Here is a 17,610-nt window from a genome sequence, read left to right as displayed (position 1 = left end):
CTGGCCCTCAATCGATCTTGTAGAATTTGGTGGCGAAGACGATCACCAGCGCGATGATGATCGAGGCGCCGACCAGCAGGGTCGAAAGCGCTGCCGAGGCGCCGAAATCACCCATGCGGAAGGCGTACTGGAATGCCATCTGGTTCAGCGACCAGTCGTTCTGGGCGAATTGCGGCCCCGCGAGCCCCATCAGCTGCGGCTCGACGAAGAGCTGCAGACCACCAGCAAAGCTGAGGATCCCCATCAGCACCAGTGAGCGCCAGATCATCGGCAGCTTGATCCGCGCCGCCAGCTGGAACCGGTTGGCCCCATCGATGCGCGCCGCCTCCATCACTTCGGTGGGCAGGCTCGAGAGCGCCCCGCCAAACACCACGATCCAGCCGCCCGAAGCCGAGAAATACGCCATGATGGCGAAAATGCCCGCGAGCCCGATGCTGGCGATGACGTCGGCGCGCGTCGCCCAGCCCATCGTATGCAGCACCGGCTGGAACGGGCTGACCGACGGGTCGAGCACGAACAGCCACAGCACCACGATCGCCGATGATGTCACCGCGCCGGGGAGGAAGTAGATCGTCCGCAGTGTGTTGGCGGTCTTGCGATTGATGCTGTCGAGCATCAGCGACAGCGTCGCAACGCCGATCATGGTGATCGACACCCAGATGCCGACAAAGGCGAGGACATTCACGACGCTCGCCGGTACGCGGAAATCGTCGAACACGAACTGGTAGTTCGTGATACCCCAGAACACCATTTCGATAGTGTCGAAGAAGCTCAGCCCGAAGGCGTAGCCGATCGGGAAGATGCCGAACATGAACAGCAGCACGAGGTAGGGCGCGAGCAGCAGGTAGCTCATGCGCGTGTCGCGCACGGCCTTGCGCCGGGCCCGTTTCGCCCGATCGCCGGCTATCGCCGCAGTCGCTTCTCCTATCGTCGTCGCGCTCATTGCCGCCCCGTCACGTTGAGCGGAGCGCGGAGGATGGTCCACCGCGCCCCGTTGTCGTTACTCGACCTGGTAGCCGTTGAGCTTGGCGAGGTTGGTGAGCTCGGTCTGCAGCGCCGGCAGCGCCCCTTCCACCGTGCCGCCGCTGGCGAGCGGCTGCACCACCACCTTGGCGATCGCATCACTCACCGAGAAACGAAGGCTGACATAGCCGGGGTGGCTGAACGCCGCCGCATCGGCTTCCACCTGGAAGACGTTCGGATCGGCGTAGTAGGCGTCACTGGCGAGACGAGCGCCCCAGGCTTCGGCCGACGGCCGGTGACCCGGCAGCGTCACCGCAGCGGTCTGGTTGGCGACGTCGGTCGCCATCCAGGTGACGAGATCGACGACCTCGGCCGGATGCGCGGTGTCCTTCCAGCCGCCATAGGTACCACCGCCCCAGCTCCAGGTGAGCGGCTGCGTCTGGTCGTCCCACTTCAGCGGAGCGGCAGCGGCGAGCTTGCCGGCCGGCCATTCATAGGTCGGCTTGATCACGTACTCGCCGAACCAGGTCGGCCCGATCATCAGCGGAATCTTGCCGCCCTTGGCCAGCGCCACGAAGTCGGGCTCGAACGGCCCGACCTTGGTTAGGCTACCATTGGCGAGCATCGCGTCGACCATGCGCGCCGGCTTCAGGCACTTCTCGGTGGTGAGGTCGATCTTGACCGTGTCTTCCTTGCCTTCGACGGGCATCACCATGTCGCAGCCATCGGAAACCAGCATGGCATAGAGCGGGAAGGCCTCGACGCCGGTGCCAAGGCTCAAGCCCTGCGGCGCCAGTTCCTCACCAAGCTTCTGGAATTCCTCCCAGGTCGTCGGCACGGCCTTGCCCAGCGCTTCCATCGCCGGTTTGTCGTACCAGACGATCATATGCGCGAGGTCGTTGCGCATGCAGAGCAGCTTGCCGTTCACATGGCAGGGCGAGTTACCGTTCGGATAGAACTCATCCTGCAGCGCCTGCGGCACCTTGTCGGTGAGATCGAGCAGGTAGTTCGACCGGCGCGTCGAGAGCTGCGCCGTGTAGCCGATATCGGACATGAAGATCACGTCCGGGATCTCGGACTTCGCCTGCAGTGCCAGCTGGATCTTGGCGATCAGGTCGGCCGGCGCGACGGTGGTGACATTGAGCGTCACGTTGTCGTGCGTTTTGTCGTAGAGATCGAACATGGTGAGGCGCGGCGTGTCCGACCACACGTTCAGCGTCACCTGCGCCATTGCCGGCCCGGCGATGGCGCCGGCCATAAGTCCGCACAGCGCGGCCATAGTCTTCAAATGCATACGTCCCTCCCTGATGCTCCGGGCCTCGCGCCCGATGCTTAGCTGACTGCCTCCGGCCCCAATGCGGCGCCCCGGGCGTCGAATACGTGCAATGTCGATGGCCGGATCCCGACCTTGACGTCCTGACCCGGCTCGAGCGGCGCATCGCCCATCACCTGCACGGTGATGACCTCCGGCGTGCCGCCATCGAGATAGGCGTAAGTGACGTTGCCGAGCCGCTCGACGGACTCGATCCGCGCCGGCAATGCCGCCATTCCGGTAGGCACACTGGCGTCGCCCCCGATCACCTCGAGCGCTTCCGGTCTGACGCCGAGCGTCACCACGTCGCCGGCCCCGATATGGCGCGCCGACACATCGACGCTTGACCCAGTGCTGGCATCGAACCCAATCGTCGCGCGCCCATCCGTGGCGCTCAGGACCTTCCCCGGCATCAGGTTCATCTTGGGCGAACCGATGAAGCCGGCGACAAACAGGTTGTTCGGTCGCGCGTAAAGTTCCAGCGGCGGGCCGACCTGCTGGATCTTGCCGCCATCGAGCGCCACGATCCGGTCAGCCAGCGTCATCGCCTCGACTTGGTCGTGCGTCACATAGATCATGGTGGTGCCGAGCTCGCGGTGCAGCCGCTCGATCTCGAGCCGCATTTGCACGCGCAGCGCCGCATCGAGGTTCGACAACGGCTCGTCGAACAGGAACACCTTGGGATTGCGGACGATGGCGCGCCCGATCGCGACGCGCTGCCGCTGCCCGCCCGAAAGCTGCGCCGGCGAGCGCCCGAGCAACTCATTGAGCCGGAGGATGCGCGCCGCTTCCTTCACCCGCTTGTCGATCTCGGCCTTGTCGAAGCGCGCCAGCCGCAGGTTGAAGGCGATGTTGTCGTAGACATTCATGTGCGGGTAGAGCGCGTAGCTCTGGAACACCATGGCGATGCCGCGCTCGGCCGGCTCGTCGAACGTCACGTCCTTGCCGTCGATGAGGATGTCGCCGTCGCTGACCGTCTCCAGCCCCGCGATCATGCGCAGCAGCGTCGACTTGCCCGAACCGGACGCACCGACAAAGACGACGAACTCGCCCTTCTCGATCGTCAGGTCGACGCCCCCAATGACGCTGACCGATCCGAACGACTTGCTGACATTCCTGAGCTCTACCGCGGCCACTAGCGACCCCCGGCCGCGTGGCGATGCACCGACGACTGCATTGCATTCCTCCCCTTTGAGATATTAATGGGCAGTAATAATATCTCAGGTCAAGCGCTGGCGCGCAGCCGTGAGTCATCAACATCGATCAGAGACCTCCACGCGTCGCTGTCGAACCCTCGGAGAATCCTGTGTTTGCTGTGCTCGAGCTGAGATTTTTGAACGGCGGGTTGATAGACTAAAGTGCGAACCAACCCGACGACCTCTTCCCTGCGAAGGCAGGGAGCCATCGCGCAGCAGGAACGAATGACCGACGTCCGCGCCGACAATGAGGGCTACCGCCGCTTCCGCGCCGCCATGCAGGAAGGCACGCTCTCACCTGGGATGGTGGTGACGCAGAACGAGCTCTGCGACCTGCTCGGCCTGTCGCTCTCGCCGCTGCGCGAAACGCTGGTGCTGCTCGAGGAATTCGGCCTCGTCGAAATCAAGCCGCGCACCGGCATCCGCATCGTCTATCCCGAGGTCGCCTTCATCCGCGAGAACTACCAGTTCCGAATCATGATCGAGGAATTCGCACTGCGTAGCTTCGGCGACACCGTCACCGAGGACTGGCTCGCCAACATGCGCGAGAGCCACGAGAAGTGCCGGGCCAGCCTGACCGATGGCGGCCCGTTCGAGGACGAGCAGATCCGCTTCCTCGCGCTCGATGGCCGCATGCATCGCGAGATCGTCGAGGCACTGGGCAACCGCGCCATCCTCGATACACATCAACGCCTGCAGGAGAACATCCGCATGGCCCAGCAGGTCCACCGCCGCCCCGGCTTCCGCGGTGCCCTGCTCCAGACCATCGAGGAGCATCTCAAGGTGATCGAGTGCCTCGAAAGGCGCGACGTCGAGGGCGCTGTCGCGGCACTCGAAGCCCACTTCCGTGCCTCCACCCACCGGACGTTCGCGGCTTAGCTGTTACCCCGGAATCGCCGCCACCAACCGCTTGGTGATGATATCCGGCGCCGTAATCGCCGAACCGCACACCACCGCGAAGGCGCCCTCAGCAAACGACAGCGCCACATGCTCCGGCGTCCAGATCCCGCCCTCGACGATCACCGGAACACTGAGCTCCGCCACCAGCCGCGCCACCAGCTCAAGCGGCGGCCGCGCCTGTCCCTCGGTCTGAGTCGTGTGACCAACCATGGTCGTCGCCACCATGTCAGCCCCCTCGCGCACGGCTGCTTCTGCTTCCTCGAACGTCGCGATATCCGCCATCACCAGCCTGCTCAGCCGGTGCACCGTCGCCGCGATCTCGGCAAAACTCTCGGCCGGCCGGGTTCCCGTGGTGGCCTGGATCGCAACGATCTCCGCCCCTGCTTCGGCCAATTCTGCTGCATCGTCGGATGAGGTCGTGATGTAGTTGTCGAACCCGCCGCGATTGTCCTTGGCGATACCGATGATCGGCAGCGTCGTGCGTGGCCGCAGCAACCTTACCACCTCCGCGCCATCGACACGGAACCCGCCTGCTCCGCCCAGCTCCGCCGCCTCCGCCATCAGCGCCAGGATGTCCGGCCTCTTCAGCGGGCTGCGCGGATCCATCGCCTGTGACGAAACGATCAACTGGCGTTCGAGCCGCTTCAGCACGGGGTTCATGACAAATCCCCGGTGATGGTGAAGTCGACCTCGAAGCTGCGATGCCAGGGGAAGCGCACATCCGCGATGCCAAGGTCCAGCCGCCCGGTCAGCCGCTTCAGCGACGCGTCGAGATCATCGCAAACCGCCGCCTCGGCACGTCCTTCCTCGCTGGCATCCCGGAACGTGTACACCCCCGCGTTGTAGGGCCTGCGCGCCAGCGTCATATAGGCAAAATCCTCGATCAACCGGTGCAGCAGCATCCGCCTCGCCGCGCCCGCATCGAGCGTCCCCGCCGCCCGCCCGATCTGGATCGCCGCCGCCGCTGCCACCACCGAGCCGAGCGCATTGCCCGCCGTGTTACAGCCGCCATAGGCGACCATCTCGAGCAGGATGCCGCGCCGGTGCAGTTCCTCGACCAGCAGCGGGTCGCCCCCATTCGAGTAGCGCAGGTCGGCCAGCGCCACGTCGCGGCCCGCGGCTAGCAGCCGCTCAATCAGGTCGGCGGTTTTCGTCGCTTCAGCCGCGTCGTCGGCGTCGAAGATCGTCTCCGTGCCATCGTGGCCCGCCCTGTTCTTCTGCACCACCATCCCGCAATGATCTCGCCGCTGCGGATCAGGCGCATGCACCACCAGCGACATGGCGCCCGCATCATCGACGATCCTCGAACCACTGGCCCGGATCTGCCGCTCCACCGCCTCGCGCATCGGGCTGTTCTCGTATTTCGCGATCCGCTCCATGCCCGGCGGATCGGCGCACTCCACCGTGAACGCCGGCACCACGCCGAAATGCGCCCCGAGCTGCCGCGCCACGAGCACCGCCGCCACCTCGTCGGCCCCCGGATACATCAGCACTTCGCCGGCAATCGGCAGCACCTTCGTCCACTGCCGAAGCCAGACCTGCTCCGCCGAGCCGGCCGAATGCTCGGCCGTATCGTCAGCGGTGATCAGCAGCGGATCGATCACCCCCTCCGAAGCCAGCGCGATCGCCTCGAGATTCACCTGGTGGTTCCGTAACCGTCGCCGCTCGAAATCGGCGACGACTTCGCCGAGCAGTTCCGCACGCAACGCCTCAAGCTTCGCAGCATTGCCCTCGAACTTGCCACCCACCGTTTCGAGCAAATCTCGATGATGCAGCGCCCCGAGCTGGTGCAGCTCCATGCCATGCTGCGCCCAGTAGTCCGGCTCTTCCTGCGGGTTGTAGGAATTGGACGCCCGCATCACCAGCGACACCGCGCAGAGCGGCAAATCCGGATGCGCCGCATGCAGCCGCCGCAGCACATCGAGCCGGCCGAATGCCGCAAGCGCCGCATCCCCGGTCGTCCGCGCCGCGATCAACCCGCCATAACAGAGCATATCGAGCGACGCGATCACCGCCCCGGTCGTCGCCGCCGTACTCTCGAGCCAGCGCCCGAGCCCATCGGCATCACCCGGCTGGCGAAGTTTCGGCAGCAGCTCAGCGGGCGGCAGCACCAGCGTTGCGCCGGCTATGGCCGCAATGCCGGCCGGCAGCCCGATATTCACCGGCCGTTCGTCGAGCGGCAGGAAGGCGAGCGATAAGGCACGTGTGGACGTCAATTGGTCTTGTCTCGGTTCGTGCGGTAAATGACGAAATCATAGGAATAGCGATCGGCCCGATAGACGCTCTCGGCATACTCGATGCGCTGGTTCTTGGCGTCATAGGCGACCCGCGACACCTTGAACGCCGGCGAGAACTCCGGAACCCCGAGCAGCTTCGCCAGCGGCGGATCGAGCACCGTGGCGTGGATCGATTGCTCCGCCTTCTCGATCTTCAAGTGGTAGGTCTCGGTCAGCAGCTGATAGAGCGAGCCCGTCAGCCCGCGTTCGGCGAGACCCGGCGCCAGCTTTGCCGGAATGTAGGTATCCTCGATGCACATCGGCTCGCCATCGGCGGTGCGAACACGCGAGATATGCGCCACAAGGTCACGCGGGCTGAGCGCCAGCCGCGCCCCGATACCCGCGCCGGCCGGGATTTCCTCGACCTTGGTATCCATCGACCCCGGCACCAGCCCCCGCGCCCGCATGTCCTGCGTGAACGAGGTCAGCTCTACCGATTTCGCGATCCGCGGCTCTGATACGAACGTTCCCGCGCCCTGCGTGCGATAGACCCGCCCCTCATAGCCGAGCTGATCGAGCGCGCGCCGCACCGTCAGGCGCGTCACCGCGAAAGTCTCGGCCAGCTCCCGCTCCGTCGGCAGCTGGTCGTGCGGCTTCAGCTCGCCCTCGATGAGGCCGAGCAGGTAGGCCCGCAACTGGGCGCCCTTGCTGCCCGCGCGTCCGCTTCCGGTGATTTCCGCCATGAATCGAGGTCCTCTCTCTGGCGCCCATACAACCACAGTCGCCCCGCGTCGCGCAAGCAGTGGTATACTCCAATTTGCGCAGACTGTGTCATTTATGGGCAATCATGTCGCCTTGTTGACGTCACCGAAAAAATTGGGCTACACCATTTGTCGGCATTTGAGCCAAGGGAGATTGCAGATGGAGCGGAAAGCTCAGGGACGCGCGGCTGGGGCCGCGATGTCGACCGCGCTCGGCGTGGTCATGATGTTCGGTGGAGCGCTTGGCGCTTATGCGCAGGACAAGACCGAGATTACATTCTCGTACCTGTGGGGCGGTGCCGAGGGCGCAGCGCTCGAGCAGATCATCACCGATTTCAACGCCAGCCAGGACAAGATCGTGGTCAAGGGCGTCTCGAGCCCGGATATGACCAAGCAGCTCGCCTCGATGTCGAGCGCCAAGGGCGCCTTCGATATCTCCGACAACTTCGCGTCCAACATCGCGTCGTGGTCGAACCAGGGCATCCTGTTGCCGCTCGACGAGTTCGGCATCGACACCTCGGATTTCCCCGAGAGCATCATGAAGCAGCTGGTCGTCGATGGCGTGCTCTACTCGGTGCCTATCGCCACGCACAACTTCCAGCTCGTCTACAACAAGAAGCTGCTCGATGAAGCCGGCGTCACCCCGCCGACCACTACCGCCGAGCTCGCCGACGCCATCAAGAAGCTGACCAAGGTCGATGCCGAAGGCAACGTCACCCAGCTCGGCCTCGGCCTCACCGATATCTCGGCTGGTTTGAAGACCCTCGGCTACGCCTTCGGCGGCGACTGGAACCGCGACGGCAAGCCGACCCCGACCGATCCGAACTTCATCAAGGGCGTGCAGTTCTACTACGACAATGTGGTGGCTCCCGTGACCCCAGCGGCCTACAACAAGTTCGTCGCTGGCTTCGGCCCCTACATGTCGGACCAGGACTCTTTCGCGCAGGGCAAGATCGCCATGGTGTTCGAGGGTGAATGGCGCGCCAAGTTCAACACCGAAGCCGGTCTGGACTGGGGCGTGGTGCAGGTCCCGGGCGAGACCCCTGAGCTCCTTGGCTCGACCTGGGCTGACGTGTCGACCATCTTCATTCCGACCAACACCCAGAACAAACAAGCCGCTGGCGAGTTCCTCAAGTATCTCATCAGCCCGCCGGCGATGGAAAAGTTCAGCCACGTGCTGGCGAACCTCCCGGGCCGCCTGTCGCTGGTGGATAGCGCCACCTACGACGACATCCCCAACTTCAAGGTCTGGCTCGATGCGCTGAAGAACCCGAACACCCACGGCCTGCCCCCGGCCCTCTACATGGCCGAGTACAATGCCGATCTCGCTTCGGCCTTCGACTCGGTGCTGCAGGGCAGCGCTACTCCGGAAGCGGCGCTCCAGGCCGTTGCCGATCGTGTTGGCTCCTACCAGCAGTAAGTCGAGTGGCTGATCCACAACCCAAATACCGCGAACCGACTGGCCGGGCCCTTCTCAAGGGCCTGGCCTTCGCCTCACCGTTCATCATTGGCTTTCTGGTGCTTTACGCCTGGCCGATCCTCGCCTCCGGCTATTACAGCCTGACCGACTTCAGCCTGTTCAAGGCACCGCGCTGGGTCGGGCTCGCCAATTATGAGCGGATGATCGACGACGCAAAATTCTGGAAGAGCCTCTACAACACGCTCTTCTTCACCTTTGTCGGCGTCCCCATCGATATCGCCATCTCGATCTTCGGCGCCCACATCCTCAACCAGAAGCTGAAGGGCCAGCCGCTCTGGCGCGCCCTCGTCTACCTGCCGTCTATCGTCCCCGCCGTTGCCGCCGGCTTCCTCTGGCGCTGGCTGCTGAACGCGCAATACGGCTTCGTCAACGAGATCCTGCGCTGGTTCCACCTCCCCCAGCCCAACTGGCTGCTCGATTCCGCCTGGGGCGGCATCTCGGTGATCGTGCTGATGCTCTGGACCGTCGGCGGCACCATGCTGATCTACCTCGCCGCGCTCAAGAACGTGCCGCAGGAGCTCTACGAGGCCGCCGAACTCGATGGCGCCGGACCGCTACGCCGCTTCTGGCACATCACCTGGCCGATGATCTCACCCTGTTCCAGGTGATCGTGCTGCTGATCGCCTTCCTCCAGGTCTTCACCCAGCCGTTCGTCCTCTCGAAGGATCCCGGCCTCGGCACTCAGACCGCCACCGGTCCTGGCGACTCGATGCTGAGCTACTCGATCTACCTGTTCCAGAACGGCTTCACCTTTTTGAAGATGGGCTACGCCTCGGCCATGGCCTGGGTGCTGCTGTTCGTGACATTGGCCATAACCTTGCTGATCCTGTGGTCGGCCAAGAAGTGGGTGTTCTATGACAACCGCTGAACTCACCGGGGCTGCGCTCGGCGAGCGCGTGCCCGTCGGCGGCCGCTTCGGCTGGCTGATGACGATCTACCGCTACGCGCTGGTGATCCTCCTCGCCGCGGTCTTCGTCTTCCCCTTCGTCGTCATGCTGACGACCGCCTTCAAGGTCTCCGACGAGATCTTCATGGCGCCGCCGGAGCTGCTGCCACGCACCTGGACCCTCGAGCACTTCGCCAACGCCCTGACGCAGATTCCGTTCTTCCGCTTTCTCACCAACACCATCGTCATCGCTGGGCTGAGCGTCCTCGGCACCGTGCTGGTCTCGCCACTCGTCGCCTATTCGCTGGCAAAACTCCGCTGGCGCGGCCGGAACCTGCTCTTCATCATGGTGCTCGCCACCATGATGCTGCCGCCGCAAGTGACGCTCATCCCGATCTACATGATGTGGAACAATGTCGGCGCCACCGGCACCATCCTGCCGCTGATCGTCCCCGCCTTCCTCGGCACGCCGTTCTTCATCTTCCTGATCCGTCAGTTCCTGTTGAGCGTGCCGGACGAACTGATCGAGGCAGCCAAGGTCGATGGCGCGTCCGAGTTCCGCATCTACTGGTCGATCGTGTTGCCAATCGCCCGGCCGGCGCTCATCACCTCTGCGGTGTTCCAGTTCGTTTGGGCCTGGACCGATTTCCTCTATCCGCTGATCTATTTGAACGACGAGGAGAGCTACACGCTCTCGATCGGGCTCTACTCCTTCCTCGGCCAGCACGGCGTGCAGTGGGGACCGCTGATGGCGGCATGCGTCCTCTTCACGCTGCCGGCCTTCCTGATCTTCCTCGTCTTCCAGCGCTACTTTATCGGCGGCATCGCCACGGGCGCGCTGAAGTGAGTGACGTCGCACTCGCAGTCGACATCGGCGGCACCAAGATCCTCGTGGGTCTGGTCGCCGCCGACGGCACCATCATCGAGAGCGAGCAGGCGCCTACACCGGCTCGGGAAGGTCCCGATGCGATCATCGCAACGGTAGTCAGGCTCGCCGAGAACGTCCGCCGACCGGGCGTTACCCGTTGCGGCGTCGGCACCGCCGGCATCGTCGGCGAGGATGGCGAGATCACCTCCGCCACCGATCACCTCGCCAACTGGGCCGGCACCCCGCTCCGGCAGCGGCTGACCGAAGCGCTCGGCATGCCGGTGACCGTCCTCAACGACGTGCAAGCCGTCGGCCTTTGCGAAACCCTGCTCGGCGCGGCCAAGGGCAAGCGGTCCGCTCTCCTCCTCGCCCTCGGCACCGGCGTCGGCGGCGCCATCGCCCGCAACGGCATGGTCGAGCGCGGCACCCATGGCATCGCCGGCAGCATCGGCCACCACCTCTCGCCCATCCGCCGCGGCCGCCGCTGCCCCTGCGGCGGCACCGACCATCTCGAGGCCTATGCCAGCGGCACCGCGATGGAGGAAGAATATCGCACCCGCACCGGCCGCGATGCCCGGCTGCGCGAAATCGCCACCCTCGCCCAATCCGGCGACAGCGACGCTAATACAGTGATTGCCGAAGCCGCCGAAGTGCTCGGTGCCGTGATCGGCAGCGCCAACAATGTCGTCGATGCTGAAATTGTGGTCATGGGCGGCGGCGTCCTCGCCCTTGGCGACATGCTGCTCGTCCCTGCCCGGGCCGCAGCGAAGCGTGAAGCCCTCGGTGCCAGCAAAGCCGTCGAGATCGTCCCGGCTCAGTTCGGGCCAAGGGCATGTCTGATCGGCGCTGGCCTGGCGGCCCTTACCGCCGCTTGAACACCGGTGCACGCTTCTCCTTGAACGCCGCGCGCCCTTCCTTGGCATCCTCCGTCGCAAAGCAGATCGCCTGCAAATCGCGCTCGTAGCTGATCGCGTTGGCGATCGACAGCTCCCAAGCCGCCCGCAGATTGAGCTTCGCCGTCTCCGCGGCAATCGGCGCCCGCGCCGCGATCGCCTGCGCGATCTTGTTGGCTTCCGCCATCAACTCCGCCTGCGGCACGACACGAGAAACGAGACCCCACTTCTCCGCCGTCGCCGCGTCGATCGGATCGCCCGTCATCACCATCAGCGCCGCGTTCGACGGCCCGACGGCATGTGCGAGGTTCACCGCCATGCCGCCGCCGCCGATCCACCCAAGCTTGATCTCCGGCGCCGCAAAGCTCGCGTTCGTCGACGCAATACGGATATCGCACGCCATCGCCGTCTCCAGCCCGCCGCCAAAGGCATACCCGTTCACCGCCGCGATCGAGGGCTTCAGTAGCGCCCGGATCGCATCGCAATAATCCGGCCGGTTCCTGAAATTCCACGCCGTATCGTAGTCATCGAGCGTGCGAATGTCCGATCCAGCGGAGAACGCCTTCTCCCCCGCCCCGGTCAGGATCACGCAGCGGATGCCGTCGTCCGCGTTGAACTCCGTCACCGCCGCCACCAGCGCCGCCGCCATCTCCGGCGTCATCGCGTTCAGCTTTTCCGGCCGGTTGATCGTGATCGTCCCGACGAACCCGTCGCGGGCAACGAGAATGTTGTCGCTCATACCCCGTTCTCCGCCACCGCGCCCTTGGCCAGCAGGCGCTCGATCTCGGCATCTTCGAAGCCCGCCTCGATCAGCACGTCGCGGCTGTGCTGCCCCACAACCGGTGCGCCACGATCCACCGTCGACGGCGTCTTCGAGAACCGGATCGGGAAGCCCGGCGTCTTCACGTGCCCCTCGGTCGGGTGCTCATACTCGACGAACGTGCCGTTGTGCCTGATCTGCTCGTCCTCGACGAGGTCGGCATAGCCATAGACCGGCCCGCACCAGATATCGGCCGCCCGCAGCAGCTCCAGCCATTCAGCCGTCGTCTTGGTCTTCAGCCGGTCGCGCGTCTTGGCAAAAATCTCGTCGCGCTTGGCCCAGGTATCAACCTCGTCGTCCATGGTCAAAAAGCTCGGCTCGCCGATCGTCGCCCCGAGGTTTGCGAGCTTGGGAAACGCCACGATGATGAACCCGTCCGACGTCGCGAACGCCCCGTAGGGCGCGCGGATATAGACATGCGCATGCGGTTCGGCCGACCGCATCTGCGGCTTGTGACCCACGGTGAACACCGAAAGTTCCTGCATCTGGATCGTGGTGATCGCATCTAGCATGTTCACCTGCACCAACTGGCCCTCGCCGGTCCGCTCGCGATGCAGCAGCGCCGCCAACGCCCCTTCGAATGCCGTGTAGGCGGTGATCCCATCGACCAGATACTGGCCCGCCGCATTCGGCGGCTCGCCCTCGCGCCCAGCCGATAGCATCGCCCCCGACATGCCCTGCAGCACCAGATCCTGCCCCGGCCGATTGAGATACGGCCCATCCTCGCCATAACCCGATATCGACACGTAGATCAGGCGCGGATTGATCGCGCTAAGCGTCTCGTAGTCGACCCCAAGGCGCTTCGCCACGCCCGGCCGATAGTTCTGCAGAAACACATCCGCCGTCTTCACCAGCTCGAGCAGCACCGCCTTGCCGTCGGGGTCCTTGAGGTCCACCGCGAGCGAGCGCTTGTTGCGGTTGAGCGACAGGAACGAGACGTTGACCTTGTTGCCGCGCGCTCCGCCCGCCGCCGTGTGGCGCTGCCACTCGCCGGTCACAGGCTCCACCTTCACCACATCGGCCCCTAGGTCACCGAGCCGCTGCGCCGCAAAGGGCCCAGCCATGGCGATGGAACAATCGAGAACGCGATAACCGGACAGGATGCCCATAGTCAAAACTCCAAAGGAGAAAAGGTCGGTGGAAGGCCGTCTCTATCAGTCAGCACCACCCCCGCACGCATCAGTGCATGACCCAGCCGCCATCGACATGGATGGTCTGCCCCGTGATGAACGAAGCCGCATCCGACGCCAGGAACATCAGGATATTGGCGATGTCAGCCGGCGCCCCGCGCCGCTGCAGCGCCTGCGCCTCATAGATGCGACTCTCGTAGGCCGGCAGGTCGGGATGGATCTTCTCCGCGTCGGTCGGAAACGCCCCCGGCGCCACGGCGTTGACGGTAATCCCGTGCTTGCCGAACTCCCGCGCCCAGGAGCGGGTGAGGCCCACCAGCGCCATCTTCGACTGCACATAGGGCGTCAGGTCCGACCAGCCGCCCGAAATCGTCACCGACGAAATGTTGATGATCCGCCCGCGCTTCGCCGACTTCATGTGCGGCAGCGCCACCTGCACGCAGACGATCCCCGCATCCACGTTGATGCGCTGCACCAGTTGCATCTCTTCGATCGTGTAGGCCTCGAACGGCTTGCTCGGATAGATCGCGGCATTGTTGATGACGATGTCGAACCCGCCGACCTCGCCCGAGAGCTTCTCCAGCCCGGCGCGCAATCCGGCCAGATCCGAAAGATCGAGCATCGCCACCGTCAGTCCCGGCAAATCCTTCGCTGCATCCCGCAGCGCCGCGACCTTCTTCGAATCATTATCGATGGCGATCACCTTTGCTCCCGACCGCAGCATTTCGAGCGTCGTCTCGAGCCCCAGCCCGCCGGCAGCACCGGTGTAGAGAATGGTCCGCCCGGCCAGCGAGCCGAAATGGTCCTGCCCCATCAGCGCCCGCCAATCTTCAGATGGTTGCCCGAAATCGCCGGATACTCGTTCTCCGGCTGGCCGGAGATCGCCCGTATCCGTGCCTCGCTCGCCGCGATGTCTTGAGTCCCGTCCAGCACGCGGAACACGCTGTCATAGCGCTTCTCCTCGCCATGCTGCAGCCAGATCATCTCGCCGCGCTCGCGCGCCGCGAGGTTGCCGAGCACATGGTTGGTGGAGGGCTCGATGCCGAGCGCATACTGCCCGGCCTGCAGGTTCTGCCACTCGTAGAGACACGGGAACTGCGCCTTGCGCGTCTCGACCTCGAAGCCGATCCCGACACGATCGTTGACCAAGGCCACAAACTGCTTGCCATCAACATCGGCCCCGAGCTCGTGCTGCCAAACCTGCTCATGGAAATCGAGCTTTGGCGCCGGCAGCGTGCGATACCCCGCGCCCTGCTTGCGATAATCGTCGCCCGCATGCGCCGCCCACACCACGTCGGTGATCGGCGCCAGATAGCGCGAGCCCTCGTCCAGCACCGGATGCCCGACATTGATGTGGTAGCAATACATGTGCGGCGTCTTGTAGAAGCCGTGATTCACCACCCGGTCGCTGATCCGGATTTCATTGCCGCCGACATCCGCCTCGATCCGCCGGATCAGGTGCAGGTCTTCGCCGAACACCGCCGATTGCTGCACCACGCCCTCGGCCCACAGCACGCACTCGTCGCCGCGCCATTCCTCGCCATAACCGGTGAGCTTGCCCGGGATCGTCCCCACCCGCCCATGCAGCGAGTGCCTGACCGTCTGCTTCGGCGAATAGACGTAATTGTCCGCCGGCACCTCGTTCATAAACAGGATGTGGTCGAGCCCGCAGGTCACCAGCAGCCCCGAGAACGACCGCGCCCATGCCAGCCCACCCTCGCCCTCGTATTCATGCAGCCCCGGATGCCGGAAGCCGGCCGGGGAGTTCCAGCCGATAGCCTGCCCCTTGAACTCGCAGTCCGCAATATCGAGCGCGCGATCCACCAGCGCCGTGAACCGCAGCCCCGAGCCGGTGCGAAACTCGAGCATGCGGATGCCGCGCTCAACCCCGTCCGACAGCTCCATCAGCCGCACGCCGGCGAACTGGCTCAGCATGCCCGCATGCTCGGCGATCTCGCGGCGGGTATAGGTCCGCCCGTTCAGCTTCACCATCGGGGACTCCTCAGTCGAGATGGTAGATTTCGGGGATCATGCTCCACCACTCGCCTTCGGCGGCGGTCTTGAGCGGCGCCTGGCACGGGTCGGTGAGCGCCAGCCACTCCTTGGTGATGGAGCGTTCGCCGAGCACCTTCATGTCGGCCGCGTAGTCCGATCCGGTGTACTCCCAGTACCCGAACAGCAGCATCTCCGGCTCGCGCAGGTAGATCGAATAGTTGCCGATGTTCGCCGCGCTCAGCGCCGCATTCATCTCCGGCCACGGCTTGGCGTGCAGCCGCTTGTACTCGTCGAGCTTCTCGGGTTTCACGCCGATCACCATGCCCATGCGCTGGACCACGATCTACTCCTTGGTGCCGCCGGCGGTCATGCCGGAAACGAGATAACGCTGCGCAAACAGGAACACGAGCAGCACCGGGGCGATGGCCACCAGTGTCGCCAGCGCCAGGGCCGACAGCGTGATCGTCGTCGACGCGGCATTGGTCGGGTTGAAGGCCGGGACGTTCGAGAGCAGCTCGGCGAGGCCGACCTGGATCGGCGCCTTTCTCCCCGGCAGCGTCACGTAGGGCAGGAAGTAGTTGTTCCAGTTGCCGGTGAAACTGAAGAAGCCGACCAGCGCGATCACCGGCGTCGCGAGCGGCATGGCGATCTTCATGAACACCTGCCACTCGTTGGCCCCGTCCATGCGCGCCGCCGACAGCAGATCGCGCGACACCGCGGTCGAGAAGTAGATGTAGGTGAGGTACACCCCGAACGGATAGAACGAGAACGGCAGGATGGCCGCCAGCGGATTGCCGATCAGCCGCACAGCACTAAGCTCGAGGAAGATCGGCAGCACCAGCGCCGTACTCGGGATCAGCATTACGATCAACGTCACGATCAGCAGCAGCCGCCGCCCCGGAAACTCCGTCATCGCCAGCGCGTAGCCGGCCGGGATGGAGATGCCGAGCGTGATCACCAGTGCCGACACGCAGTAGAAAACCGAATTGCCGATCCAGGTCCAGATCAGCCCGCCCTGGAAGGTCATGAGGCTCTGCCAGTTGCTCATGAGCGTGCCGATATCGCCCGGCGCGAACGGCGCTTCGAGCAGCAGCTGGCGATCGGTCTTGGTCGGCGCGATCAACAGCCAGATCAGCGGCACGACGAAGAACAGCGCGAAGACGATGAGGATGAGGACCCCGAAGGCGCGCCCCAGCCATGCTCCTGGCGACAGGTCCCTGGACCGGCCGCCCACGATATCCGAACTAGGCGCGCTCAAAGAGACCACCCTTGAAGACGAAGTAGATGGAGAGCGCGACGGCGACGGCCAGCAGCACCAGCGAGATCGCCGCCGAGCCGTTGAAGTCGTTCTGCTTGAACGCATAGAGGAAGGCGAGCTGGTTCAGCGAGTAGTCCTGCCCCACCACGCCGCGGCTCGCCTGCGCCAGGACGCGCGGCTCGACGAAGAGCTGCGTCCCCCCGGCGAAACTCATGATCACCATGTAGGCGATCCACTTGCGCATTAGCGGGATCTGGATCGACCAGGCGATCTGGATCGGCCCGGCCCCATCGATGCGGGCGGCCTCGATCACGTCCTTCGAAATATTGTTGAGCGCGCCATACATGATGACGATCCAACCGCCGGCGCCGGTCCAGAACGCGATCACCGCGAGCACGATCGGCAACCGGCTTGCCTCGACGGCGCCGACGAAGGTCTCGATGCCCACCGCCTGCAGCAGCCACGACACCGGGCTTACCGTGGGATCGAGCACGAACAGCCACAGCATCACGCTCGACGCACCGGCCAGCGCACCGGGGATGTAGTAGACGAAGCGCATCGCGACCGAGAACCAGCGCAGCCCGATCGAGTGGACGAGGATGGCAAGCGTCACCACCAGCACCACGAGCAGCACCAGCCAGACGACGATGAAGATGCCGACATGTTCCACCGCGGGCAGGAAGCGGTAATCCTTGAACACCTTGAGGAAGTTGTCGAACCCGACAAAGGCATTCTTCTTGGTGAAGGCGAGATAGATCGCATAGAGCGCCGGCAGGATGCCGAAGACGATCAGGAACAGCGTGTAGGGCGTCGCGAACAGGATGCCGATGCGGCCCTGCGCGCGCTCGACGCTCACGCCCTTCTTCGGGCGTTCGAGCGCCGGGGCGGCGGCGCTATGCTCGATCGTGCTCACTTACGGCGACTCCCAGGCA

At 64.7% G+C, this 17,610-nt stretch carries 19 protein-coding genes; 6 read left to right on the top strand and 13 right to left on the bottom strand.

Annotation, left to right across the window (positions count from 1 at the left end):
• Positions 1-7: 7 nt before the first annotated feature.
• Genes ACOYW5_RS19260 through ACOYW5_RS19250 form a run of 3 tightly spaced genes read right to left on the bottom strand, consistent with a single transcriptional unit; the run spans position 8 to position 3,411 of the window.
• The gene (locus tag ACOYW5_RS19260) at positions 8-943 is read right to left on the bottom strand and encodes a carbohydrate ABC transporter permease (RefSeq protein WP_423066500.1); all 936 of its coding nucleotides are present in this window, start codon (positions 941-943) and stop codon (positions 8-10) included.
• 57 nt (positions 944-1,000) lie between these two features.
• Complete coding sequence (locus ACOYW5_RS19255) at positions 1,001-2,257, bottom strand: ABC transporter substrate-binding protein (RefSeq protein ID WP_423066499.1); 1,257 nt, start codon at positions 2,255-2,257, stop codon at positions 1,001-1,003.
• A gap of 38 nt (positions 2,258-2,295) precedes the next feature.
• Positions 2,296-3,411: an ABC transporter ATP-binding protein gene (locus tag ACOYW5_RS19250; RefSeq protein WP_423066498.1), complete on the bottom strand. Its 1,116-nt coding sequence runs from the start codon at positions 3,409-3,411 to the stop codon at positions 2,296-2,298.
• A 285-nt stretch (positions 3,412-3,696) separates the two neighbouring features.
• Between ACOYW5_RS19250 and ACOYW5_RS19245 the strand changes: the two genes are divergently transcribed.
• Positions 3,697-4,350 (top strand): GntR family transcriptional regulator, encoded by a 654-nt coding sequence (locus tag ACOYW5_RS19245; RefSeq protein ID WP_423066497.1) that lies wholly within the window; start codon positions 3,697-3,699, stop codon positions 4,348-4,350.
• A gap of 3 nt (positions 4,351-4,353) precedes the next feature.
• Here the strand turns inward: ACOYW5_RS19245 and ACOYW5_RS19240 are convergent, their stop codons facing one another.
• From ACOYW5_RS19240 to ACOYW5_RS19230, 3 genes are read right to left on the bottom strand one after another with little or no spacing between them, the layout of a single operon-like run.
• Positions 4,354-5,031, bottom strand: a complete 678-nt coding sequence (locus tag ACOYW5_RS19240) for an N-acetylmannosamine-6-phosphate 2-epimerase (RefSeq protein ID WP_423066496.1) — start codon at positions 5,029-5,031, stop codon at positions 4,354-4,356.
• Complete coding sequence (locus ACOYW5_RS19235; RefSeq protein WP_423066495.1) at positions 5,028-6,587, bottom strand: DUF4127 family protein; 1,560 nt, start codon at positions 6,585-6,587, stop codon at positions 5,028-5,030. Before ACOYW5_RS19235 ends, ACOYW5_RS19240 begins: the two co-directional genes overlap by 4 nt.
• Complete coding sequence (locus ACOYW5_RS19230) at positions 6,584-7,330, bottom strand: GntR family transcriptional regulator (RefSeq protein ID WP_423066494.1); 747 nt, start codon at positions 7,328-7,330, stop codon at positions 6,584-6,586. The genes ACOYW5_RS19235 and ACOYW5_RS19230 overlap by 4 nt, the downstream gene beginning before the upstream one ends.
• Positions 7,331-7,508: 178 nt before the next feature.
• Here ACOYW5_RS19230 and ACOYW5_RS19225 point away from each other — a divergent pair, with 178 nt between their 5' ends.
• Genes ACOYW5_RS19225 through ACOYW5_RS19205 form a run of 5 tightly spaced genes read left to right on the top strand, consistent with a single transcriptional unit; the run spans position 7,509 to position 11,457 of the window.
• Positions 7,509-8,768: an extracellular solute-binding protein gene (locus tag ACOYW5_RS19225; protein WP_423066493.1), complete on the top strand. Its 1,260-nt coding sequence runs from the start codon at positions 7,509-7,511 to the stop codon at positions 8,766-8,768.
• A gap of 5 nt (positions 8,769-8,773) precedes the next feature.
• A complete protein-coding gene (locus tag ACOYW5_RS19220) occupies positions 8,774-9,436 on the top strand; it encodes a carbohydrate ABC transporter permease (protein ID WP_423066492.1) in 663 nt (220 codons plus the stop codon).
• Positions 9,433-9,696: a hypothetical protein gene (locus ACOYW5_RS19215; protein ID WP_423066491.1), complete on the top strand. Its 264-nt coding sequence runs from the start codon at positions 9,433-9,435 to the stop codon at positions 9,694-9,696. Before ACOYW5_RS19220 ends, ACOYW5_RS19215 begins: the two co-directional genes overlap by 4 nt.
• Positions 9,683-10,561 (top strand): carbohydrate ABC transporter permease, encoded by an 879-nt coding sequence (locus ACOYW5_RS19210; protein WP_423066490.1) that lies wholly within the window; start codon positions 9,683-9,685, stop codon positions 10,559-10,561. The genes ACOYW5_RS19215 and ACOYW5_RS19210 overlap by 14 nt, the downstream gene beginning before the upstream one ends.
• On the top strand, positions 10,558-11,457 hold the full coding sequence (locus ACOYW5_RS19205; RefSeq protein WP_423066489.1) for an ROK family protein: 900 nt from the start codon (positions 10,558-10,560) through the stop codon (positions 11,455-11,457). Before ACOYW5_RS19210 ends, ACOYW5_RS19205 begins: the two co-directional genes overlap by 4 nt.
• Here the strand turns inward: ACOYW5_RS19205 and ACOYW5_RS19200 are convergent.
• The 7 genes from ACOYW5_RS19200 to ACOYW5_RS19170 form a co-directional block, all read right to left on the bottom strand.
• Positions 11,444-12,214 (bottom strand): enoyl-CoA hydratase/isomerase family protein, encoded by a 771-nt coding sequence (locus tag ACOYW5_RS19200; protein ID WP_423066488.1) that lies wholly within the window; start codon positions 12,212-12,214, stop codon positions 11,444-11,446. The two genes, ACOYW5_RS19205 and ACOYW5_RS19200, sit on opposite strands and share 14 nt — an antisense overlap.
• Positions 12,211-13,404 carry a CaiB/BaiF CoA transferase family protein gene (locus tag ACOYW5_RS19195; protein ID WP_423066487.1) on the bottom strand — a complete coding sequence of 398 codons (1,194 nt, stop codon included), beginning with the start codon at positions 13,402-13,404 and terminating at the stop codon, positions 12,211-12,213. Before ACOYW5_RS19195 ends, ACOYW5_RS19200 begins: the two co-directional genes overlap by 4 nt.
• A gap of 70 nt (positions 13,405-13,474) precedes the next feature.
• Positions 13,475-14,239 carry an SDR family NAD(P)-dependent oxidoreductase gene (locus ACOYW5_RS19190; protein WP_423066486.1) on the bottom strand — a complete coding sequence of 255 codons (765 nt, stop codon included), beginning with the start codon at positions 14,237-14,239 and terminating at the stop codon, positions 13,475-13,477.
• Positions 14,239-15,417: an aldose 1-epimerase family protein gene (locus ACOYW5_RS19185; RefSeq protein WP_423066485.1), complete on the bottom strand. Its 1,179-nt coding sequence runs from the start codon at positions 15,415-15,417 to the stop codon at positions 14,239-14,241. The genes ACOYW5_RS19190 and ACOYW5_RS19185 overlap by 1 nt, the downstream gene beginning before the upstream one ends.
• 10 nt (positions 15,418-15,427) lie before the next feature.
• On the bottom strand, positions 15,428-15,748 hold the full coding sequence (locus tag ACOYW5_RS19180; protein ID WP_423069502.1) for an L-rhamnose mutarotase: 321 nt from the start codon (positions 15,746-15,748) through the stop codon (positions 15,428-15,430).
• 15 nt (positions 15,749-15,763) lie between these two features.
• Positions 15,764-16,678: a carbohydrate ABC transporter permease gene (locus ACOYW5_RS19175; RefSeq protein ID WP_423066484.1), complete on the bottom strand. Its 915-nt coding sequence runs from the start codon at positions 16,676-16,678 to the stop codon at positions 15,764-15,766.
• Positions 16,665-17,591 carry a carbohydrate ABC transporter permease gene (locus ACOYW5_RS19170; RefSeq protein ID WP_423066483.1) on the bottom strand — a complete coding sequence of 309 codons (927 nt, stop codon included), beginning with the start codon at positions 17,589-17,591 and terminating at the stop codon, positions 16,665-16,667. Before ACOYW5_RS19170 ends, ACOYW5_RS19175 begins: the two co-directional genes overlap by 14 nt.
• Positions 17,592-17,610: the final 19 nt, after the last annotated feature.

The sequence above is a fragment of the Devosia sp. CN2-171 genome (assembly GCF_049354815.1).
GTDB lineage: Bacteria > Pseudomonadota > Alphaproteobacteria > Rhizobiales > Devosiaceae > Devosia_A.
This window is presented reverse-complemented; position numbering and strand designations above follow the sequence as displayed.